The 21,570-nt window shown below is 66.2% G+C and carries 21 protein-coding genes and 1 other RNA gene; 10 read left to right on the top strand and 12 right to left on the bottom strand.

Features of this window, described 5'->3' with window-relative positions:
• Window positions 1-47: 47 nt before the first annotated feature.
• The 3 genes from D7S86_RS10250 to lptF all read right to left on the bottom strand — a co-directional run bounded on the left by D7S86_RS10250 (window position 48) and on the right by lptF (window position 2,747).
• On the bottom strand, window positions 48-416 hold the full coding sequence (locus tag D7S86_RS10250) for a sirohydrochlorin chelatase (protein ID WP_121085975.1): 369 nt from the start codon (window positions 414-416) through the stop codon (window positions 48-50).
• 85 nt (window positions 417-501) lie between these two features.
• Window positions 502-1,647, bottom strand: coding sequence for an LPS export ABC transporter permease LptG (gene lptG, locus D7S86_RS10245; protein ID WP_121085973.1), 1,146 nt, complete (start codon window positions 1,645-1,647; stop codon window positions 502-504).
• Window positions 1,644-2,747 (bottom strand): LPS export ABC transporter permease LptF, encoded by a 1,104-nt coding sequence (gene lptF / locus D7S86_RS10240; protein ID WP_121085972.1) that lies wholly within the window; start codon window positions 2,745-2,747, stop codon window positions 1,644-1,646. The genes lptG and lptF overlap by 4 nt, the downstream gene beginning before the upstream one ends.
• A 116-nt stretch (window positions 2,748-2,863) precedes the next feature.
• On the opposite strand from lptF, the gene D7S86_RS10235 reads away from it, so the two are divergent.
• The 3 genes from D7S86_RS10235 to D7S86_RS10225 all read left to right on the top strand — a co-directional run bounded on the left by D7S86_RS10235 (window position 2,864) and on the right by D7S86_RS10225 (window position 7,816).
• The gene (locus tag D7S86_RS10235) at window positions 2,864-4,372 is read left to right on the top strand and encodes a leucyl aminopeptidase (protein ID WP_121085970.1); all 1,509 of its coding nucleotides are present in this window, start codon (window positions 2,864-2,866) and stop codon (window positions 4,370-4,372) included.
• A 7-nt stretch (window positions 4,373-4,379) separates the two neighbouring features.
• Window positions 4,380-4,799 (top strand): DNA polymerase III subunit chi, encoded by a 420-nt coding sequence (locus D7S86_RS10230; RefSeq protein WP_121085968.1) that lies wholly within the window; start codon window positions 4,380-4,382, stop codon window positions 4,797-4,799.
• 146 nt (window positions 4,800-4,945) lie between these two features.
• Window positions 4,946-7,816, top strand: coding sequence for a DUF2486 family protein (locus tag D7S86_RS10225; protein ID WP_147432287.1), 2,871 nt, complete (start codon window positions 4,946-4,948; stop codon window positions 7,814-7,816).
• Window positions 7,817-8,037: 221 nt separating this feature from the next.
• Here D7S86_RS10225 and D7S86_RS10220 read toward each other — a convergent pair whose 3' ends face one another.
• Window positions 8,038-8,373, bottom strand: coding sequence for a c-type cytochrome (locus tag D7S86_RS10220; RefSeq protein ID WP_121086146.1), 336 nt, complete (start codon window positions 8,371-8,373; stop codon window positions 8,038-8,040).
• 281 nt (window positions 8,374-8,654) lie between these two features.
• Complete coding sequence (gene ilvD / locus D7S86_RS10215; protein ID WP_121085964.1) at window positions 8,655-10,328, bottom strand: dihydroxy-acid dehydratase; 1,674 nt, start codon at window positions 10,326-10,328, stop codon at window positions 8,655-8,657.
• Between the two features lie 483 nt (window positions 10,329-10,811).
• On the opposite strand from ilvD, the gene lgt reads away from it, so the two are divergent.
• On the top strand, window positions 10,812-11,723 hold the full coding sequence (gene lgt, locus D7S86_RS10210) for a prolipoprotein diacylglyceryl transferase (RefSeq protein WP_121085962.1): 912 nt from the start codon (window positions 10,812-10,814) through the stop codon (window positions 11,721-11,723).
• Here lgt and D7S86_RS10205 read toward each other — a convergent pair.
• The 5 genes from D7S86_RS10205 to D7S86_RS10185 form a co-directional block, all read right to left on the bottom strand.
• The gene (locus D7S86_RS10205) at window positions 11,695-12,402 is read right to left on the bottom strand and encodes an SIMPL domain-containing protein (RefSeq protein WP_121086144.1); all 708 of its coding nucleotides are present in this window, start codon (window positions 12,400-12,402) and stop codon (window positions 11,695-11,697) included. The genes lgt and D7S86_RS10205 overlap by 29 nt on opposite strands.
• 16 nt (window positions 12,403-12,418) lie before the next feature.
• Entirely contained in the window at window positions 12,419-12,907 is a 489-nt protein-coding gene (locus D7S86_RS10200) for an EVE domain-containing protein (RefSeq protein ID WP_121085960.1), read from the bottom strand.
• Window positions 12,908-12,991: 84 nt separating this feature from the next.
• A non-coding RNA gene (gene ssrS, locus D7S86_RS10195) (6S RNA) lies at window positions 12,992-13,171 on the bottom strand.
• 57 nt (window positions 13,172-13,228) lie between these two features.
• Window positions 13,229-13,555, bottom strand: coding sequence for a cell division protein ZapA (locus D7S86_RS10190; protein WP_121085958.1), 327 nt, complete (start codon window positions 13,553-13,555; stop codon window positions 13,229-13,231).
• Window positions 13,552-13,878, bottom strand: coding sequence for a coiled-coil domain-containing protein (locus D7S86_RS10185; protein WP_121085956.1), 327 nt, complete (start codon window positions 13,876-13,878; stop codon window positions 13,552-13,554). The genes D7S86_RS10190 and D7S86_RS10185 overlap by 4 nt, the downstream gene beginning before the upstream one ends.
• Before the next feature lie 351 nt (window positions 13,879-14,229).
• On the opposite strand from D7S86_RS10185, the gene D7S86_RS10180 reads away from it, so the two are divergent.
• The 5 genes from D7S86_RS10180 (at window position 14,230) to cobC (ending at window position 18,962) form a co-directional block, all read left to right on the top strand.
• Window positions 14,230-15,294 (top strand): FecCD family ABC transporter permease, encoded by a 1,065-nt coding sequence (locus tag D7S86_RS10180; protein ID WP_121086142.1) that lies wholly within the window; start codon window positions 14,230-14,232, stop codon window positions 15,292-15,294.
• A complete protein-coding gene (locus tag D7S86_RS10175) occupies window positions 15,291-16,133 on the top strand; it encodes an ABC transporter ATP-binding protein (RefSeq protein WP_121085954.1) in 843 nt (280 codons plus the stop codon). Before D7S86_RS10180 ends, D7S86_RS10175 begins: the two co-directional genes overlap by 4 nt.
• Window positions 16,134-16,259: 126 nt before the next feature.
• Window positions 16,260-17,402, top strand: coding sequence for a nicotinate-nucleotide--dimethylbenzimidazole phosphoribosyltransferase (gene cobT / locus D7S86_RS10170; RefSeq protein WP_420813226.1), 1,143 nt, complete (start codon window positions 16,260-16,262; stop codon window positions 17,400-17,402).
• Window positions 17,392-18,195, top strand: coding sequence for an adenosylcobinamide-GDP ribazoletransferase (locus D7S86_RS10165; RefSeq protein ID WP_121085952.1), 804 nt, complete (start codon window positions 17,392-17,394; stop codon window positions 18,193-18,195). The genes cobT and D7S86_RS10165 overlap by 11 nt, the downstream gene beginning before the upstream one ends.
• Window positions 18,196-18,230: 35 nt before the next feature.
• The gene (gene cobC / locus D7S86_RS10160; protein ID WP_240648076.1) at window positions 18,231-18,962 is read left to right on the top strand and encodes an alpha-ribazole phosphatase family protein; all 732 of its coding nucleotides are present in this window, start codon (window positions 18,231-18,233) and stop codon (window positions 18,960-18,962) included.
• 141 nt (window positions 18,963-19,103) lie between these two features.
• Here the strand turns inward: cobC and D7S86_RS10155 are convergent, their stop codons facing one another.
• Window positions 19,104-20,093 (bottom strand): cobalamin-binding protein, encoded by a 990-nt coding sequence (locus tag D7S86_RS10155; RefSeq protein WP_420813215.1) that lies wholly within the window; start codon window positions 20,091-20,093, stop codon window positions 19,104-19,106.
• 35 nt (window positions 20,094-20,128) lie between these two features.
• Window positions 20,129-20,704 carry a bifunctional adenosylcobinamide kinase/adenosylcobinamide-phosphate guanylyltransferase gene (gene cobU, locus D7S86_RS10150; protein WP_121085948.1) on the bottom strand — a complete coding sequence of 192 codons (576 nt, stop codon included), beginning with the start codon at window positions 20,702-20,704 and terminating at the stop codon, window positions 20,129-20,131.
• A gap of 194 nt (window positions 20,705-20,898) precedes the next feature.
• Here cobU and D7S86_RS10145 point away from each other — a divergent pair, with 194 nt between their 5' ends.
• Entirely contained in the window at window positions 20,899-21,528 is a 630-nt protein-coding gene (locus D7S86_RS10145) for a ParA family protein (protein ID WP_121085946.1), read from the top strand.
• Window positions 21,529-21,570 lie beyond the last annotated feature (42 nt).

Here is a 21,570-nt window from a genome sequence, read left to right as displayed (position 1 = left end):
GAGCCGTCGAATCGCTGTCGCTGAGCGACCGCGATTCGACGGCGCATTCATTGCGCGGCCTGCGTGACGCAGTACGCCGCGATCGCCGCGAGCACGCCTTCGTCTTCGCCGACGGCCGTCGCGCATCGGATCTCGATGCCCGGATGCCGCGCCTGGCATTGCGCGACGATGTCGGGCAGGTCGCGCCTCACATGACCGCCCTGGCCGAAAAACACCGGAATCACCGTGACGCGCGCGCATCCTTGCGCGACGTGCGCATCGACGGCGCTCGGCAGATCGGGCGACATGAGTTCGAGGAAGGCGAGCGAGACGGGGCCCGTGTGCATCGTCGCCAGCATGCGTTGAAGGCGTTCGAACGGGGCTTTCCAGCGCGCGTCGCGCGCGCCGTGACCGAACAGGATCAGGCCGTGTGTCATGGTTCAGCGTCGCCCGAGTGCGAAGCGTTTCAGAGAACCCGCCGGCGCGGCCCCGGATCGCGCCAAGGCCGCGCGCAACGTCGATTCAATGCCGGTCGACCCATTTGAGGCCGATGAGCCCGACCGCGAGATAGAGCAGGCTCGGCGCGGCCGCGGTCGTGACCGCGGGCCACGTGTTGAGCGTGCCGACGTGCGAGAACAGCGTATTGACGAGCTGGAAGCTCATGCCGAGCATGATGCCGCCGAACACCTTGATGCCGACGACGCCCGCGCGCGTATGCAGGTACGCGAACGGCAGCGACAGCACGAGCATCACGAGGATCGCGAACGGATAGAGCAGCTTGTTCCAGAGCGCGACGTCGTAGCGCTGCGAATCCTGATGGTTCTCCTGCAAGTGCTGGATGTACTTGTAGAGATTGACGATCGACATCCGGTCGGGCGACACGAGGAGCACCGACAGGATCTGCGGCGTCAGCTGCGAGCGCAGCAGATAGTGCGGCGCGTGCGTGAGCACCGAGCGATAGACGGGATTCAGCGCCTCTTTCGGGTCGGTCGTGTCCGAGACGACCGGATCGATCTTCGTCTCCGACACGTCTTCGAGCGCCCAGTGATCGGGGGCCTGGAAGCGGCCGCGCTCCGCCGTGCGCACGTCGGTCAAATGCAAGGTCGAATCGAATTCGTAGATACGGACCTTCGTGATCGTCGTATCGGGCAGCAGCTCGCCGACGTTGACGAACCGCGTGACGGGATGGCCGCCGTCGGCGGTCAGCGTGTCCTTGACCCAGACGCCCGAGCGGAAGCTCGACGAGACCGACGAACCGAGCGCCTCGAGCCGCACGCGCTCGGACAACTGATCCGCGTACGGGCCGACGACCTCGCCGATCAGATAGGTCACGAACAGCAGCGGAATGCCGATCTTCATGAGCGAGCCGAGCGCGCGCCGCGTCGAGAGTCCCGATACACGGAAGATCGTGTACTCCGATTGAGCCGCCATCGTCGCGAACACGTAGATCGCGCTGATCAGCGCGGCGACCGGAATGATTTCGTAGAACCGCGACGGCGTGAGCAGCGCGACGCGCAAGACCGCGTAGCCGAAGCCGTACGTTCCCTTGCCGACCGAATCGAGTTCGCTGATCAGGTCGAAAAAGAAGAACAGCCCCGAGAACGCAAACAGCACGAAGATGAACGTCAGGTAGATCTGACGCGCGAAATAGCGTTCGTAGACCTTCATTGCGCGGTCCCCGTCGTGGCGGCCGGCGAACGCAGGCGGAACAGCGGGCGATTGCGCGCGCGCAGCTTGAACAGCACGAACACGATGACGGAGATCACGACGTGCAGCGAGACGAGACCCACGACAAACGGCACGCGCCGCTGCTCGATCCACGATTGCATGAGGTTCAGCAGATTCGAGTAGGTCAGATAGATCAGCACGGCCATCACGAGATTCGTCGTGCGGCTGCGGCGCGGCGACTGATGCGAGAGCGGGATCGCGAGCAGCATCAGGTTGATCGCGACGAGCGGCAGGCCGATGCGCCACGCGAGCTCGCCGAGATTCGCGGGCGTCGGATGCGCGAACAGCGTCGTCGTCATGAGGTCGCGCGGTCCCGGCGTATCGATGATGTCGTGGCTTTCGATGCGCACGCCGTAGCGCTGGAATTCCATGATCCGGTAGTCGGGCTGTCCGGGCACGCCGTCGTAGCGGCGTCCGTCTTCGAGCACGACGAAGCGGTCGCCGTTCTTCTCGGTCTCGACCTTGCCCTGCGCCGACACGACGACATTGATCTTGCCGTTTTCGGTGCCCGTCACGAACACGTTTCTCACGCTCTTCGAGTCGGGCGACATCTTCTCGATGAAGAACACGCGGTGCGTGGCCGGCGACTCGCGGAACTGGCCGGGCGCGAGCAGCGAGACTTCGTCGCGCTGGGCAAACCGCTCGCGCACGAGCTGGCTTTGCTCGTTCGACCAGGGCCACCCGACGAAGGCGAAGAACGCAATGAGGACGACGAGCGGCGCCGCGAATTTCGCGATCGGCCGGATGAGCCGCGTATGGCTGACGCCCGACGCGAACCAGACGACCATTTCGGAGTCGCGGTACCAGCGCGTGAGCACGAACAGGATCGACACGAACATCGTGACGACGAGCATGACGGCGAGATAGCCGACGATCGTGAGCCCGATGAGCACGACGACGTCACGCGGATCGATCTCGCCCGACGCGGCGAAGCCCACGATGCGGATCATCATCGTGGACAGCATGATGGTCAGCAACACGAGAAACACCGCGCCTGCGGTATAGGTGAGTTCTCGTTGAAGGGAACGTTCGAAAATCATGTCCGGGGATTCGTGCAAGCGGCGCAGGTGCCACCGCCGAAATAAAAATAGCGGATAATCGGCGCTTGCCCGACGAGAGCGGAATCGGGGCGTAATGATATCCAAGGACAAGCGCGATGGACTTTAGCATAAAAGCTTTCGACTGGAGCAAGACGGGAACCCCCTCCTTGCTGGCTGCCAAATCGGACTGTGTGGTCATCGGCGTGTTCGAGGGGCAGACCTTGTCGGGAGCGAGCCGCCAGCTCGACACCCTGAGCAAGGGCCGCGTCGCGCGGCTCATCAAGAGCGGCGACATGACGGGTAAGAACGGCAGCACGTTCGTGCTGCACGACGTCGAAGGCATCGGCGCGGCACGCGTGTTGCTCGTCGGTCTCGGCAAGCAGGACAAGTTCGATGTCAAGGCCTTCACCGACGCGACGCGCGCGGCATGGCGCGCGCTGTCGCAGACGCGTGCGGCCAATGCGACCTGGGCGCTCACGCAGACACCCGTCAACGGGCGCGGCGCGGACTGGGCGGTGCGCGTCACGGTCACGACCGGCCGCGAACTCGCGTACCGCTATACCGAAACGAAGAGTAAGGCGGAGCCCGACGAGCGTGTGCTCAAGAAGGTGACGCTGATCGTCGATCCGGCCGACGAGAAGGCCGCGAAGCTCGCGCTCAAGCAGGGCGTCGCGATCGCGAACGGCGCCGACCTTACGCGCGAACTCGGCAATCTGCCGCCGAATATCTGCACGCCGACGTATCTGGGCCAGACCGCGCGCAAGCTCGCGAAGGATTTCAAGCTCAAGGTCGAAGTGCTGGGTCAGAAGCAGATCGAGGCGCTCAAGATGGGCGCGTTCCTGTCGGTCGCGCGCGCGTCGTCCGAGCCGCCGCAGTTCATCGTGCTCCAGTACCATGGCGCGGCGACCAAGCAGGCGCCGGTCGTGCTCGTCGGCAAGGGCATCACGTTCGACACGGGCGGGATCTCGCTGAAGCCGGGCGCGTCGATGGACGAAATGAAATACGACATGTGCGGCGCGGGTTCGGTGCTCGGCACGATCGCGGCCGTCGCGGAAATGGGCCTCAAGCTCAACGTGATCGGTGTGATTCCGACCTGCGAGAACATGCCCGGCGGCAATGCGGTCAAGCCCGGCGACATCGTGACGAGCATGTCGGGTCAGACGATCGAAGTGCTCAATACCGACGCCGAAGGCCGCTTGATTCTCTGCGATGCGCTCACGTACGTCGAGCGCTTCAAGCCGGCGGCCGTCATCGATATCGCGACGCTGACCGGCGCATGCGTCGTGGCGCTCGGCCATCACAACAGCGGCCTGTTTACGAAGGATGATGCGCTGGCCGAGCACTTGCTCGCCGCGTCGAAGACGTCGGGCGATGCCGCATGGCGCATGCCGCTGGAGGACGCGTATCAGGAGCAACTGAAGTCGAATTTCGCCGATGTCGCGAATATCGGCTCGCCGGGCGCCGGCGCGGTCGTGGCCGCGTGCTTCCTCGCGCGTTTCACGGAGGCGTATCCGTGGGCGCACCTCGATATCGCGGGCACGGCATGGAAGGGCGGTGCGGCGAAGGGCGCGACCGGGCGTCCGGTGCCGCTGCTCTCGCAATATCTGATCGATCGCGCGGACTGAGCGGGCCGTGACGCGCGTCGACTTCCACACGAACGTCGCCGACAAGCTCGGCTATGCATGCCGGCTCGCGCGCAAGGCCTATCTGGCCGGGCAGCCTGTCGTCGTGCTGGCCGAGCCGTCCGAGCTGCGCGCGTTCGACGAGCGGCTCTGGACGTTCGCGCCGCTCGAGTTCGTGCCGCATTGCATGGCCGACAATGCGCTTGCGGCGCAGACGCCGGTCGTGCTGACGTCAACGCTTGAAGGCAAGCTGCCGCACCACCAGGTGCTGATGAATCTGGGGCAGACGCTGCCGGCGAATTTTGCGAGCTTCGAGCGCCTGCTGGAGATCGTCGGCGGCGACGCGCAAGAACTCCATGCAGGTCGAGAGCGCTACCGCTTTTACCGCGATCGGGGTTATCCTCTTGCGAATCATAAACAGGACGCATAGACCGCGATTTTTGCGGTGACGCAGGGTGAGCAGGCGGTCCGCGCGCGGTTGCGAACCGGAGCGGACATCGCGAAGGGCGCGACGCCACGTGCGGACGCCGGGGAATATCTGGATCTGGCCGGGCCGAGCCCGACGGAGTGCCTCAATTGAGAGACGACGATCTATCGATTCCCGTTCTGGCCGACGTGCTCGTGCCAGGTGATCCGGCCAAGGCCGATCTTGCCGTACCGCGGCAGCCCGTCGCCCATGCATGGGCCGACGCGCTGCAGCTCGATACGCACGACCAGCCGCTTGGCGCGGTTCCGACGTTGAGCGACGTGCTCGCCGAGGGCGATCCCGAACGCGCGCATCCGGCGCCGCATGCGGCAGACGCGACGTTGAGCATTCCGCTGCTGAACGACGTCGTGTCGTATCGCGATGCGATCGGCGATCTTGGAAAGCACGCCGATGCGCATGACGACGCGTCGATTCCGGTGCTGACCGATGTGGTCGATGCGCATGACGACATTCCGATGCTCAGCGATGTCGTGCATCCCGAAGACGATCCGACGGCCGCATCGGAAGCGTCGCACGCGTATGACGATATCCCGGTATTGAGCGATGTCGTGCATGAGGAGGTCGATGCGCCGGTCGCATCGGAAGCGGTGCATGCGCATGAAGACATCCCGGTCTTGACCGATGTCGTGCATGACGAAGCCGAAGCGCCGGTCGCATCGGAAGCGGTGCATGAGCACGAAGACATCCCGCTATTGAGTGACGTCGTGCATGACGAGGCCGACGAGCCGGTCGCGTCGGAAGCGGCGCATGAGCACGAAGACATCCCGGTATTGAGCGATGTCGTGCATGACGAAGCCGATGTGCCGGTCGCATCGGAAGCGGCGCATGCGCATGAAGACATCCCGGTCTTGAGCGACATCGTGCATGACGAGGTCGATGCGCCGGTCGCGTCGGATGCTTTGCATGCGCATGAAGACATTCCGGTCTTGAGTGACGTTGTGCATGACGAGGTCGAAGCGCCGGTCGCATCGGAAGCGGTGCATGCGCATGAAGACATCCCGGTATTGAGCGATGTCGTGCATGACGAGGCTCATGAGCCGGTCGCATCGGATGCCTCGCATGCGCATGAAGATATCCCGGTACTGAGCGATGCGGTGCATGCGGAGCAAGACGCTACGGTTGCGTCGGCCGATACGCATTCGCATGAGCCTGCCCTGTCGCAGGACCATCGCGGTGAGCCGCCTCATGCGGAGATCCCGGATCTCGCTCACGCATCCGAGGCATTCGACGAAGAACCGTTACCGACGCCGGCACACACGGCGAACGATCTTCGGGCGCTGGCTTCTTCGATCGATGCCCATCTGTTCGATCCGGAGTTACCGTTCCGCGCATTCTGTTCGTTCCCGGGCGAGAAGCCTGTCGAGCCCTTGCTGTCCGGCGCGTCCGATGTGCCGGACGCGTATCCGATGGCCCATGTGCCGCAACCGTTCGGTTCGGCCGACCTCGACGAGTCCTTCCGCGAGCCCGCGCTGCCTGAGCCGCTCGCCTCCGAACGTGCCCATGCGATCGATCCGGAGCACGCGCTTGCACCGGATCTCGCCGCTGATGCGGCGCTCGATCCACGTGATTTCGGCGACCACGAGCCGCATCGGCTTGCCGATGCAGTCGATCATCGATTCGACGTCGAGCCGGAGGCAGTCGACTCACGCGATTTCGGTCACGTCGAGGATTCGGATTCGTTGAATGCGCACGAGCCCGACGAACTGGAATCGGCCTTGTCCGAGCCGCCGTTCACGACGTCCGAGATCGCTGCCGACGAGACGGTCGAGCATGGCGAGGCGGGGCATGCGGCGGCATCTGAATTGGACCATCCGGCGCACGCTGAACATGCATCCGAACCCGTGTTCGATACGCTGCCGCCCGGTGAATCCGGCTTTGCCGAACTCGAACTTGTCGACCCGCTGGCAGCGGACGTCGAAGCGCCTGCGCACGGACATGCCGAGGTAACCGGCGCGGAAACGGACGCCGTGCTGAACGAGCCCGCTGAGGTCGCGGGTGAAGCGGCGCATGGAATCGACGCCGCGATGCACGACGCGGATGAGCATGCTCATGCCGAAGCTTTCATGAATGAGGAAGACGCTGCCCACGAGGCTGAAGCAGCGATGCACGAGGCAGGTGAAATCACCCACGCCGAAGCGCCGATGCATGAGGAAGACGCCGTCCACGAGGCTGAAGCAGCGGTGCACGAGGCAGGCGAAATCGCCCACGCCGAAGCGCCGATGCATGAGGAAGACGCCGTCCACGAGGCTGAAGCAGCGATGCACGAGGCAGGTGAAATTGCCCACGCCGAAGCGCCGATGCATGAGGAAGACGCCGTCCACGCGGCTGAAGCAGCGGTGCACGAGGCAGGTGAAATCGCTCATGCCGAAGTACCGATGCATGAGGAAGACGCTGTCCATGCGGCTGAAGCGGCGGTGCATGAGGCGGATGAGACCGCTCATGCCGAAGCGCTGACGCATAAGGAAGACGCAACGGCCCACGAGGCCGATGACGCCGCGCCTGGCGTCGGTGCCGCCGAGCATGAGACGGCCGGGGTCGCGGAGTCGGTTGACGCGCTCGCGCATCGGGCCGCGCACGACGCGGCCGACGCCGTCGTTACCGAGCCCTCGCACGGCGTCCATATGGCCGACGAGGAAGCCGATCATCTCGCGGCGGTGCTGTCGCGACACGAGCCCGTCGCGGCCGAACTCACGTTGCCCGAACCCGAGCCGCTCGCTCAGGCGACGGCCGCGCCGACGCCCGCGGAACTCGAACGCGTCGCGTCGGAAGTCGGCGAGCGCGCACTGCGTTATCTGAGCGGCGAAGGTCACACCTTGATCGAAGAGCGGTGCCAGGAGCAGGCGGTCTGGCTCGCGCATCGGATCACGCGTGAAATCGCCGCGTCACTTGAACGCGAAATCTCGCAGTGGGTTCAGCAGGCCATCCAGGACACGCTCGAGCGTCGCGACCCGACGAAGTGAGCGCTCTAGGAGCAGACGCGGAACGTGCGTCTGCTCCGCCTGACTGATCCGCTGACCCGCTGACCCGCTGACCCGCTGACCCGCTGACCCGCTGACCCGCTGACCCGCTGACCGTCGCTCGACCGGCCGGTCGGCCGATCATTCAATCGGTCAATCGGGCCATCAGCCCGCGATTTGGCGCTTCGACTAGCCGACCGCCCGATCGCCCTGACACGCATCCCCTAGTGTTGCGGCGCCAATATCCAGTCGACGAGCGCATGGGCCTCGTCGTCATTGACCTGCGTATTGGCCGGCATCGGCACCGATCCCCACGATCCCTCGCTTCCCTTTTGGATCTTGCGCGCAAGCATGTCGCGCGCGTCCGGATCGTTCGCGTACCGCCGGCGAATATCCGCGATCGAAGGGCCGAGCAGCGTACGGTCCGCGGCGTGGCAGCTCATGCAATTCAGTTTGCGCGAAAGGTTTGCGCCGTCCGGTGTTTGTGCCCATGCGCATGCGGCCGCGAAGACGAGCGGGATGCCGACCGCGCGCACGGCGGATCGGCCACACCGACGCATGACGTGCACGCCGACGACGCCGGTTCGGGCGCGTCGCGCGTCGGTATCCGGCGGCGCTTCCACGTCGACCACGCCCGGCGAGTGCCGGGACTGGATGCTCGGCGAATTTGACGGATCGGATCGCCGCGACCCGCGCTTCACGAGATTCATAGGCAAGCTGTCGATGCGCGCGCCGGGATCCGGCGCATGAAGGGCCGTGCGTCAGACGCGCACGACGCCTGCATTATAGGATCCGAGTCCCGGCGCGCGATGTCGTGCGCGCTCCGCTTCGCGTCAGTCCCTCAGTCCGTCACGGCGCCCCGGTTCGCGGGTTTGACGAGCGTCGCGAACTTGGCGAGCACGCCGCGCGTATATCGCGGCGCGGGCGGTTTCCACGCGGCGCGCCGGCGTTCGAGTTCCGCCGCGTCGACATTGAGTTCGAGCTTGAGCTCATGCGCGTCGATCGTGATCGAATCTCCGTCCTGGACGAGCGCGATCGTGCCGCCCGCGAACGCCTCGGGCGCGACATGTCCGACGACCATGCCCCAGGTGCCGCCCGAAAACCGGCCGTCCGTGATCAGGCCGACCGATTCGCCGAGCCCCTTGCCGATGATCGCGCTCGTCGGCGCGAGCATCTCGGGCATGCCGGGGCCGCCTTGCGGGCCGAGATAGCGGAGCACGAGCACATCGCCCGCGCGGATCTGGTCGCCGAGAATCGCCGTCATCGCGCTCTGCTCGTCGTCGAACACGCGCGCCGGACCCGTGATGACCGGATTCTTGAGCCCCGTGATCTTCGCAACCGCGCCATCGGGCGCGAGATTGCCCTTGAGGATCGCGAGATGTCCTTCCTTGTACAGCGCCTGCTCGATCGGGAAGATCACGCGTTGGTCGGCGCGCGGCGTATCGGGCACGTCCGCGAGTTCCTCGGCGATCGTGCGTCCCGTGATCGTCAGGCAGTCGCCGTGCAGCAGGCCCGCATTGAGCAGGATCTTGAGCACTTGCGGGATGCCCCCCGCGCGATGCAGGTCCGTCGCGACGTACTGCCCCGACGGCTTGAGATCGCAGAGCACGGGGACCTTGCGGCGCACGCGCTCGAAATCGTCGAGGGTCCATTCGACCTCGGCCGCATGCGCGATCGCGAGGTAGTGCAGTACGGCGTTCGTCGAGCCGCCCGTGGCCATGATCAGCGCGACGGCATTTTCGATCGATCGGCGCGTGATGATGTCGCGCGGCTTGATGTCTTTTTTGACGGCTTCGACGAGCACGCGCGCCGATTCGGCCGCCGAACCGACTTTCTCGTCGTCGGGGTTCGCCATCGTCGACGAATAGAGCAACGACATGCCGAGCGCCTCGAACGACGAACTCATGGTGTTCGCCGTGTACATGCCGCCGCATGATCCTGTCGACGGACACGCGTTGCGCTCGACGCCCTCGAAATCCTCCTCGCTCATGCGGCCCGCCGTGAACTCGCCGACGGCTTCGAACGACGAGACGATCGTGAGGTCCTTGCCTTTCCAGTGACCGGGCTTGATCGTGCCGCCATAGACGTAGATGCCGGGCACGTTCATGCGCGCGAGCGCGATCATGCCGCCCGGCATGTTCTTGTCGCAGCCGCCGATCACGACGACGCCGTCCATCCATTGACCCTGAACCGCCGTCTCGATGCAGTCCGCGATGACTTCACGCGAAACGAGCGAGAACTTCATGCCCTCCGTGCCCATCGACATGCCGTCTGAAATCGTCGGCGTGCCGAAGATCTGCGGATTCGCCGTGGCCGCGCGGATCGCACCGACGGCCGCATCGGCCAGACGCTGGAGTCCCGCGTTACACGGCGTGATCGTCGAATGACCGTTCGCGATGCCGATCATCGGATTGTCGAAATCGTCCTTCTCATAGCCGAGCGCGTAGAACATCGAGCGGTTCGGCGAGCGGGCGACGCCCTGGGTGATATGGCTCGATCGGCGATTGAACGGCATGGGGATGTCTCCGTGGGGTCTCGGGTTGGGCCGCGTGTGCGGTCGATCGTACGCCTATCCGGCGGTCGAATCAGATGGCGCGGTCGAATCGGCGGACGTGGGCGATCGGATGCGATCGCGCCGAAGCGCCGAAGCGCAAACGCGCGTATTCAGCGTCTATTGAATCGAACATCCGATTCGGTCAAGGAAATGAGCGGGCTGCGATTCACGTCGATGACCCGACAGCGCGGCGTTCGAGCTCGACGCCGCGGGACCGCGATCGCGGCGCGCGCGACGACGCATCGGCAGCCGCACCTGCCGAGCGGCCGGTCGTGACCGTCGTGCGGCGTTTGCTGTCGTCCTTTTATGACATCATCACGGATTGCCGCAGGCGCGCGGTTGCGACGCAGCGATGTCGCACGCGGACGCGCCGTGGCGCGAGGCAAGCGGGGTGCCCGGATCGGCCGGCCATCCCCCATTTTTGATCGCGGATAACGCTCAACGATGTTCATTCATCCCCAATTCGATCCCATCGCCCTTCATCTCGGGCCGCTCGCCGTGCGCTGGTATGGCCTCATGTATCTCGCGGCCTTCATTCTCGCGATCGTCGTGGCGCGGCTGCGTCTTCGCCTGCCGCACGTCGCCGCCCAGGGCTGGACGGCCAAGGACATCGACGACCTGCTGTTCTACGGTGTGATCGGCGTCATCCTCGGCGGGCGTCTCGGCTACGTGCTGTTCTACAAGCCAAGCTGGTACTTCGCGCACCCGGTCGACATCTTCAAGGTCTGGGAAGGCGGCATGTCGTTCCACGGCGGTTTTCTCGGCGTGATTGCCGCGATGCTGCTGTTCGCGCACCAGCGCGGGCGCGCGTGGCTGCAGGTCACGGACTTCGTCGCGCCGATGGTGCCGCTCGGGCTCGCGTGCGGACGTTTCGGCAATTTCATCAATGGCGAACTATGGGGCCGCGTGACGCGTCCCGACGCACCTTGGGCGATGCTGTTCCCCAGCGCGGCGCAAGACGATCGCGCCTGGTATCTCGCGCATCCGGCGGACGTGGCGGCGCTGCATCTGCAGGATGTGTTCAGCCGGTACCAGTTGCTGCCTCGGCATCCGTCCGAGCTCTATGAAATCGCGCTCGAAGGGTTTGCGCTATTCGTGCTCGTCGTCTTCTTCTCGAAGAAGCCGCGCCCGCTCGCGGCCGTGTCGGCGGTGTTCCTGATCGGCTATGGCGTCGCGCGCTTCGTCGTCGAGTTCGCGCGCGAGCCCGATGATTTCCTCGGGCTGCTCTCGTTCGGTTTGTCGATGGGGCAGTGGCTGTCGCTGCCGATGATCATCGTGGGCGTCGTGATACTCGTCTGCGCGTATCGCCGTGCGAAACGCGCGCCGCTCAATGCGTCATCTGTACCGAACCATTGACGTTGACGGTCACGGTCGAATTGCCGGCCTCGATCGGCATATCGGCCATTTTCGCGGCCGGCGCCGCGCTCATGCGCGCCATCATGACCGGCCGCGGCGGCGCGCTTTCGCCGCTCGATATATTGACCTCGCGGATCGTATAGCCACCGAATCCGAAGGCCGCCGATGCCGTGCCCGCCTTCTGGCGGAACGCCGCGATGGCTTGTCCGCTGAGTTTCGCCTGTGCGGCGTCGCGTGTTTCGGGCGACAACGAGAACGTCACGTTCGCGACCTGCATCTGTGACGACAGACTGCCCGCGAGCTTCGACGCGGCCGCGAAGTCGCGCGAATCGAGCCGCACTTCGCTGCGGCCGCGCCATCCGCTGATATGGCCGGTGCTGTCGGTCGACGGATAGACCGTCAGCGCGCCCGTCTGCGCCGTCACGGCCGACTGGCGTTTGGCGGCCGCGAGGACCTGTTCCGTGCGCGTATTGAGGAGATTGGCGAGTTCGGCCGGATCGTCGGACTGCTGTTCGTACGCGAGCGTGATATGCACGACGTCCTGCGCGACCTCGGCGCTCGCGCTCGCATCGAGCGTCAGCACGCCGGCCGGCGGCGGCGCCATCTGCGCGTACGCGCCATGGGCGGCGAGGGCCAGCGCGCCGGCGGCGCCAACGAGGGTCAGAGTCTTTCGATCGATCATGCGCGCTCCGGCATCAGGTTTTGTTCAGGGCTCTCGCGGATACGCCCGCGAGGTCGGTCGTGATGACATCCCATTCCTCGTCAGAGACCGGCGTGATCGACAATCGGTTCCCTTTGGCCAGCACGCGCATGTTCGCGAGACGCGGTTCGGCACGCAGCATCGGCAGCGTGATCAGCGGCGTCTTGCAGACGAACGAGACGTCGACGAGCATCCAGCGCGGCTCGGCGGGGCTCGATTTCACATCGTAGTACACGCTCGATGCATCGAATTGCGTCGGATCCGGATACGGCGTCGAGGCCACGCGCGCGACGCCCGCGATGCCGGGGACGTCGCAGCTCGAGTGGTAGAACAGCACGCCGTCGCCGATCGCCATCTGATCGCGCATGAAGTTGCGCGCCTGATAGTTGCGCACGCCGGTCCACGGAAGCGTCTGGTTGGCGGCGCGTGCGAGGTCGTCGATGCTGGCCTCGTCGGGTTCCGATTTCATGAGCCAATAGTGCATGTCCGTCGATCCTCCGCAGCGGCAGCGCGCGTGCGCCGATCCACAAAGAAAAACGGCGTTGGCCTGCAGCCAACGCCGTTCGTTAGGGTCCCCACCTTGGCCGCTAGGCCGGCATCCTGAACCGGAGGTTCAAGACGGTTGCAGTCAAAAGCGCTTCGGGTTCATCAGACAGTGTGACGCTCACGCCCGCGCTTCAATTTCCACAACCTTGCATATAGCATTGGTTCAAGGAATTTATGACCTTGGCGAACCAGGCAGGGAAGCTTTGAAACTGTTGAAACGAGTGAATCAATACATCCGAAACACACAATCCGGAAGTGATTACTGAACCGAAGCCTGTGTTTCGAGTTGCCCGATTGCCGCATCGAGCTGCGAATTCATGAGGGACATTGTACGCCGGATTTCCTCGACCGGAAAAGCTTCTCCGTGTCGAACACTCTTTTGCAGCTTAAGCAATTCCGACGCCAATGACAGCGCCGCGAGCACGGCCACGCGATCCGTGCCGCGCACCGAACTGAGATCGCGCGCCTTCGTCATTTCGGCATCGACGCGTTCGACGGCTTCGCGCAATGCGGCTTCGGCCTCGGGCGCGCATGCGAGCCGATACGATTGCCCCATGATCTGCACTTCGATTTGTTTGGTGCTCATTGTGCGTTCCCCTCGGCAGGCGTATGCGCGACCGGCGTGAGCAGATCGAGCTGGCTCTCGTCGGTACGGCTGTGCGGCAATTTTTCGAGGATCGCATTGAGGCGTACTTGCGCATCGTCGATTTTCGACGATAGCGCATCGCGTTCGGCGCGTAAGGCGTCGCGCTCGCTGCGCAGTGCTTCGACCTCGGCATGCAGCGTCTCGTGTTCGGCGCGCGCATGCGCGACTTGCGATTCGAGTTCGCGCAGCCGATTTTGATGCTGGCCGCTGATTGCGATCAAGCGGCCAATATTTTTCGATAGTTGATCGAGTTCGTTAAGCATGTCTGCTGCGTCCTCACAGGGCTTGCCATTCTAACTCCAATCGCTTGCACGTCCGAGAAGCGATACGCGTAGTTACGAATTCGGGATAGCGTGCGGTGTTTTCGATAATCGCGGGCCCTCGCCGTTTTGCCGCACGACAGGCGTCATGCGCGCGACGCGCGCAGGCTGCCCGCATTCTTGACGCTCCGGAGTGCGCTTCATACACTGGCAGGCCGTTGCGGATCGGGCGTTCGACATGCCCATCGCGTATTCGCGATGACGTGATCGCCTTTGGATTTCCCCATCGATGTCAAACATGCAAATAGTGACGATGCACGTTACGCATTCCAGGAGCCCGGCATCGTGCGACCGATGACCGCGCGACGCGCGTCGCTGATCTGGTTGGCGCTCGCCGCGGTGGCGTGCGTCGTGTTGGCCGCGTCGGTCTGCATCGGCAGCGTCGTGATCGCGCCGGCCGTGCTGGCGCATCTTGCATGGGATCCGATTGCGCGCGGGTTCGGCGCGCTGTTCGCCCACGTCTTCGATGCGTCGGCGTCGGTCGCGCATGACGGCGCGCGCGATCCGCTCGCCCGCGCGATCGTGCTCCAACTACGCTTGCCGCGCGCGCTGGCGGGTTTCGCCTGCGGGGCGCTGCTGTCGCTCGCGGGCGCCTTGCTTCAGGTGTTGCTGCGCAATCCGCTCGCCGATCCGTATGTCCTCGGCGTGTCGGGCGGTTCCGCCGTGTTCGCTTTGCCCGCCATGTGGCTCATGCTGCCCTGGTGGGGCGTCGACGCCGCCGCCTTCGCAGGCGCGATCGTCTCGATTGCGCTCGTCCTCGTGCTGACGCGCGGCGATCTCTGGCGCGCCGAGCCGCGCGACGTCTCGCCGCGTTTGCTCCTCACGGGCGCGGTGCTCGCCGCGGCGTGGGGCGCTTTGATTACCTTGATGTTGAGCCTCGCGCCCGACGCGCGTCTGCGCGGCATGGTGTTCTGGCTATCGGGCGATCTCGACGGCGTCGAACGCGCGTGGCCGGCCTGGCTTGCGCTCGCGCTCGCGCTCGCCGTCACGGCGCCGCTCGCACCCAGGCTCAATGCGTTGATGCGCGGCGAAGCGCTCGCGCAGTCCGTCGGCATCGCCGTGCCGCCGCTGCGCAGGCGGATCTATCTGATCGCATCGCTCGCGACGGCGGTCGCGGTCACGACGGCCGGCACGATCGGCTTCGTCGGACTCATCGTCCCGCATCTGCTGCGTCTCGCGTTCGGCAACGATCAGCGCATGCTGCTGCCCGCGGCGGCGCTCGGCGGCGGCGCGCTCGTGGCGGCCGCCGATTTGGCCGCGCGCACGATCGTCGCGCCCGCGCAATTGCCGGTCGGGGTCGTGACGGCGCTCGTCGGCGCGCCCGTGTTCCTCTATATCCTGCTCGGGCGCCGGCGATGAACGCGTGCGTCGAACTCGATCGCATTCGTCTGCGCGCCGGCACCCGCGTGCTGGCCGACGATCTCTCGTTGCGGATCGGCGCGGGCCAGATCTGGTGCGTCGCCGGACCGAACGGCGCGGGCAAGACGACGCTGATCGATGTCGTCGCGGGTCTGCGCGCGCCGGCCGCGGGGCGGATCGTCGTCGACGGCGCGCCGCTCGCGCAATGGCAGGCCGAGCCGCTCGCGCGGCGTCGCGCGCTGATGCCGCAAGCGACGCACGACGCATTCGGCGCAACGGTCCTCGAAACCGTGCTGATCGGCCGGTATCCGTGGCTCGGCGGCTGGGGCTGGGAACGCGACGCCGATCGCGAGATCGCGCGCGACGCCCTGCATGCGCTCGACATCGACGCGCTCGCGCAGCGCGATATCACGACGCTGTCGGGCGGCGAACGCCAACGCGTCGCGCTCGCGGCGGCGCTGTGCCAGCAGGCGCCGCTGCTCTTGCTCGACGAGCCGCTCGCGCACCTCGATCTCCGGCATCAGATCGACTGCCTGCGCGTGCTCGAACGCTGGGTCGCCGATGCGCGCGAGCAGCGAACGGTGATCTTTTCGTGCCACGATTTGAATCTCGCGCGAACGTTCGCGACCCATGCGATGCTGTTCGACGGCGCGGGCGCGGTCGTCTGCGGTCCGGTCCGCGACGTGCTAACGCCCGAGCATGCGAGCCGCGCGTTCGGTTTTCCGCTCGTGCTGCTTGGCGATGGCGAACGCGACATGCTCGTGCCGCATCTTGGGACGCCGACGCCGACGCCGACGTCCACACCCGCGTCCACACCCACGCCCGCGCCGCGCGAGTAGCATGTGGGCCCGGACCGTTCCGGAATCGATACCCGAACCGAAACCCGAATCGGTCCGCCCTTGGCGACTTCGCGACGCCGCGCACGCCGCTTCACTCTTGACTTCATGCTTATGTCGACTGCCCCGATCGCTTGCCCTGATTACACGCCTCCCTCGATCGCGCCGCTGCTGGACGAGGCCGACGTCGTCGCGATGCCGGGCGTCGCGACGGCGGGCCTCCCCCAACCGGCGGTCGACGGACGCGCGTTCGCCGCGCGTGTGCAGCATGCGATCGATACGAAGACCAAGCCGCTCGGCAGTCTCGGCGTGCTCGAACAGATCGCTTACCGGCTCGCGTTGACTCAGCGCACGTTGCGCCCGGTGATCCGACGCCCCGCGATCATCGTGTTCGCGGGCGATCACGGCATTGCCGCACAGGGCGTGAGTCCTTTTCCTCAGGCCGTGACCGCGCAGATGGTCATGAATTTTCTCGCGGGCGGCGCGGCGATCAACGCGTTCTCGCGCGCCGCGCGTATCGAACTCGAAGTCGTCGATGCGGGGATCGCGACCGAGCTCGAGTATCCGGGCAATCTCGTCGCGCGCGCGGTCGCCCGCGGCACGCGCGACTTCTCGATCGAACCCGCGATGACGCGCGCGCAGCTTGCGCAGGCGCTGACCGAGGGCGCGCGGCGCGTCGATCATCAAGTCGCGATGGGCAGCAACACGATCGGCTTCGGCGAGATGGGAATCGCGAATACGTCGTCGGCCGCCTGTCTGATGAGCCGGTTGCTCGACCTTCCGATCGACGCGTGCGTCGGACGCGGCACGGGCCTCGACGACGCCGGTCTCGCGCACAAGCGCGCGGTGCTCGGCGCCGCGCTCGCGCATCATCCGGCGAGCGCCGATCCATACGACGTCCTCGCGACGTTCGGCGGCTTCGAGATCGCGATGATGACGGGCGCGTATCTCGCGGCGGCCCATGCGCGCATGACGATCGTCGTCGACGGATTCATCGCGACGGCCGCGCTGCTTGCCGCATCGAAGATCGATGTCCGCGTGCTCGACTATTGCGTGTTCGCGCATGCGTCGGGCGAGCAGGGCCATCAGTCGATGCTCGATGCGCTCGGCGCGAAGCCCTTGCTCTCGCTTGGACTGCGGCTTGGCGAAGGCACGGGCGCGGCGCTCGCGATGCCGTTGATTCGTGCGGCCGCCGGCTTCTTGAGCGAGATGGCGAGCTTCGAATCGGCCGGCGTCAGCGATCGGACCGACGCGGCGTCCCATGAAGGCTGACAGCCCGCGCGCCGGGCGGCGGCGCGGCCTCGCGGCGGCGCTCGTCGACGAGATGCGCTATGCGTGGACCGCGCTCGGCTATTTCACGCGCGTGCCGATCCCGAAGTGGGTCGGCTACGAGGCCCACTATCTCGAGTCCGCGGCGCGCTGGTTTCCGTGCGTCGGTCTGTTCGTCGGCGGTATCGCGGCCGGCGTGTTTGCGCTTTGCGCGCACGTGGTCGCGCAGCCCGTCGCGGTCTTGATTTCGATGGCCGCGACCGTGCTGCTCACGGGCGCCTTCCACGAAGACGGACTCGCGGATTGTTGCGATGCGTTCTGGGGCGGCTACACGCGCGAGGACGTGCTGCGGATCATGCACGATTCGCGGATCGGCGCATTCGGTGCGATCGGGATCGTCATCGCGTTGCTGCTCAAGTGGCAGACGATCGCCGCGCTGCCCGCGACACGCGTCGCGGGCCTGCTGATCGCCGCGCATGCGGCGAGTCGTGCGTGCGCGATCAGCTATGTGATGACGCTCGACTACGTCCGCGCGCAGGGCAAGGCCAAGCCCGTCGTCCAACGGCTCGGGCCCGCGTCGTTCGCGTGGATCGCGTTGACCGGGCTGCCCGCGCTCTTCTGGCCCGACTGGCGGCTCGGCCTGCTGACCGCGGCGATCCTGGCCGGCATGCGATACGCGCTCGGGCGGTGGTTCGTGCGACGGATCGGCGGTTATACGGGCGATTGCCTCGGATTCGCGCAGCAGCTCTTCGAGCTGGCGATTTATCTCGTCGCGCTCGCGTGGATCGGGCGATGAGCGACGCCGGCGCGGATCGGGACGCGGCTCGCCACATGAATCGAGACCCGCGTCCGACCATGAGCCCGGCCGATGCCGACCCGGACCAGCACGAGCCGATGCGACTCGTGCTGGTCCGTCATCCCGAAGTCGCGATAGCGCCGGGTATCTGTTATGGACGTAGTGACATATCGCTCAAAGCGCCCCCGACAACCGGCGCGGATCGGATTGCTGCGCGTGTGGCGGCCTTATGTGCGATCACCGGGACGCGCGCGCGATCCGTGCGGCTTTACGCAAGTCCGCTCGTGCGCTGCGCGGATGTCGCGAGCGCATTGGCCGCGCAATGGGGGGGGCCGCTCGCGATCGATTCGGATCTGGCCGAACTCGACTTCGGGCGCTGGGAGCTCCGGCCCTGGGATTCGATCGACCGCGACGCGCTCGATGCCTGGGCGGCCGATCTCGAACATGGCCGGCCTCATGGCGGCGAGAGCGTGGCGATGGTCGGCCAGCGTGTCGAGCGCTGGCTTGCGCGTGCGTCCGCGCAAGGGGCCGGCACGCTCGTCGCGATCACGCATGCGGGTGTCATGCGTGTGGCTGCCGCGCGTCTGCTCGGCGAGCCGATCGCGGAGAGTCTGCGGCGACCGCTCGAATTCGAGGGGGTCTGCTGCTTCGCGCGACGCACCCCGTCCGATCGCGCGGACGGGGCCGCGAATGTCGGCGACTGGGCACTCACGCATTGGAACGGCGAGGACGTCGGCGCGCCGGCGGGCGGAGAGCGCGACGGTTAGCTACAACAGGCCGACTGCCAACCGCCAACCGCTGACCACCGCACCGACCGCCGACCGCCGACCACCGACCACCGACCACCGACCACCGACCACCCGACGGCACTCTCGAATCGCCGCCGATCGGCTCAATCGCGGCGATGCCTAACGCCCGAGATGCCGGCGTGCGACGTCGAGCTCCGCGCAGAGCTCGCCCGCGCCGTCGGCGATCCGCGGGCCCGCGCGATCCATCCAGTCGGCATTGACCGAAAACAGATTGTCATGCGCGACCGCGGCGATCTGCGGCCATGCTTTCCAGCGGTCGAGGCTTTTCGGTAGCGCCGGCGTCGCTTGCGGCGAAGAGGCGTCGCGTGCCCGATCATCGGTCCCGGCATGCGGTGAATCGTCGTAGCGGCCCGTGACGATCGCTTCGGGATTCGCGGCGATGACCGCTTCGGTCGAGACGGTCGGCGCGATCGGCGCCAGCGACGCGAAGACGTTCTGTCCTCCGCAGAGCGCGATGACGTCGCTGACCATATGCTGGCCGCTGAGCGTCATCGGCGGGTTGTCCCAGATCTGATAGAACACGCGGACCGGCGAACGCTGCGCATAGCGCGCGCGCAAGGCGTCGATACGCGCCGTGAAGTCCGCCGCCGCATGATCGGCGACCGCCTCGGTGCCCATCAGCGCGCCGAGCTTGTGCAGGTTCTGCGCGATCTCGGGCAGCCGTTTCGGCTCGCTCTCGAACATCGGAATGCCGAGCGCGCGCAGTGCGTCGATCTGTTGCGCGACGTTGCCATGACGCCAGACGACGAGCAGATCGGGCTTGAGCGCGACGATCTTCTCGAGGTCGAGCGCCTGGTTGTCGCCCACGCGCGGCAACGCGCGCGCGGCGCTCGGGTAGTCGCTGAAGCTGACGGCGCCGACGATCGCATCGGCGCCGCCCGCCGCGTAGATCAGTTCGGTCGTGTGCGGCGCGAGGCTGATCACCCGGTGCGCCGGGGCCTGGAGCGTGACGACCGCGCCGCTGTCGTCGGTCACGGTGATCGCCGCGGCGTGCGCGTGCGATGCGACGAGCGTGACCGAGAGGGCGCATGCGGCACCCTTCAGGCTGATTCGGTACGCGGGCCCGGGGCGCGCGGGGGCCAGGGCCAAGGCGAGGGCGCCGGAGCGTGGCATGGTCGTGTGTCTCATGGTTTGACGCGCATGGGCAGGCCCGCGACCATCAGCACGACTTCGTCGCATCGCGCGGCCATGCGCTGGTTGATCCGGCCGAGTTCGTCGACGAAGCGGCGCGTGTCGGCCCCGAGCGGCACGACGCCGAGGCCGATTTCATTGCTGATCACGTAGACGGGCGCGCGAACGCCGGCCAGCGCGGCGTCGAACGCATCGACGTGACGGGCCCAGTCCGCGACCGGGCCCCCGCCGCCGGCCGGGAAGAACAGTCCGGTCAGCCAGAGCGTCAGGCAGTCGACGATGAGGCAGGCGTCGCCCGCGTCACCCGTGTCACGCAAGGCCGACGCGAGATCCGCGCCCGCCTCGACGGTCTGCCAGCCGGCCGGCCGGCGCGCGCGATGGATCGCGATGCGTTCGGCGAATTCCGGATCGTCGTGCGCGCTCGGTGGTGTCGCGGTCGCGATATAGCGCACGGGGTATCCGCTTTGCGCGGCACAGCGTTCCGCGTAAGCGCTCTTGCCCGAGCGCGCGCCGCCGAGCACGAACACCGTGCGCGCGGTTGACGACGCCGGAACGGGAGAGGCCGACATCGACTCCGAATCACCTGGGGTCATAAGTGGAATTACCGGAAGAGGGCCTTGCATGGGGGCATTTCCCGCACGACGACGGTTTCGTCGATAATAAAGCGCCGCTGACGCACGCGCACCTTCGTGCGCGATGCGCGGCACGTCAAACACATCAGCACCGAATCTGCTTCAAGAACACCTTCGCTCCGGGAGACCCTATGGCGGTGATCGTTGTCGCGAATCCGAAGGGCGGCGTAGGCAAGAGCACGCTGTCGACCAATCTGGCGGGCTTTTTCGCCTCACGCGGCGAGTGGGTCGCGCTCGCCGACCTTGACCGCCAGCAGTCCGCGCACGCCTGGCTCGATATCCGTCCGGCGGCATTGCCCGCGATCGAGGCCTGGAACATCAATCTCGACGCGCCGCAGAAGCCGCCGAAGGGACTCGAACAGGTCGTCGTCGATACGCCGGCCGGCGTGCACGGCAACCGGCTCGACGTCGCGCTCGGCCTCGCGGATCGGGTCATCGTGCCGCTCCAGCCGTCGATTTTCGACATCCTCGCGACGCGCGATTTCCTCGATCGGCTGGCCAAGGAGAAGGCGGTCCGCAAGGGCGACATCAAGATCGGCATCGTCGGCATGCGCGTCGACGCGCGGACCAAATCGGCGGACCAACTGCATCGATTCGTCGAAGGGCTCGGCCTCCCGGTCCTCGGCTATATCCGCGATACGCAGAACTACGTCCAGTTGGCCGCGCAGGGCCTGACGCTCTGGGACGTCACGCCGAGCCGCGTCGCGAAGGATCTCGAACAATGGCAGCCGATCCTCGACTGGCTCGACGCCAAGGCTTGAACCGCGAGCGGTGAACGGCAGGCGTCCAGAGGCGGCGCCGCG

Origin of the sequence: Pararobbsia silviterrae (genome assembly GCF_003628125.1) — a bacterium.
GTDB classification, from domain to species: Bacteria; Pseudomonadota; Gammaproteobacteria; order Burkholderiales; family Burkholderiaceae; genus Pararobbsia; species Pararobbsia silviterrae.
The sequence above is the reverse complement of the archived record's forward strand: the minus strand, read 5'-3'. Positions and strand labels throughout refer to the sequence as shown.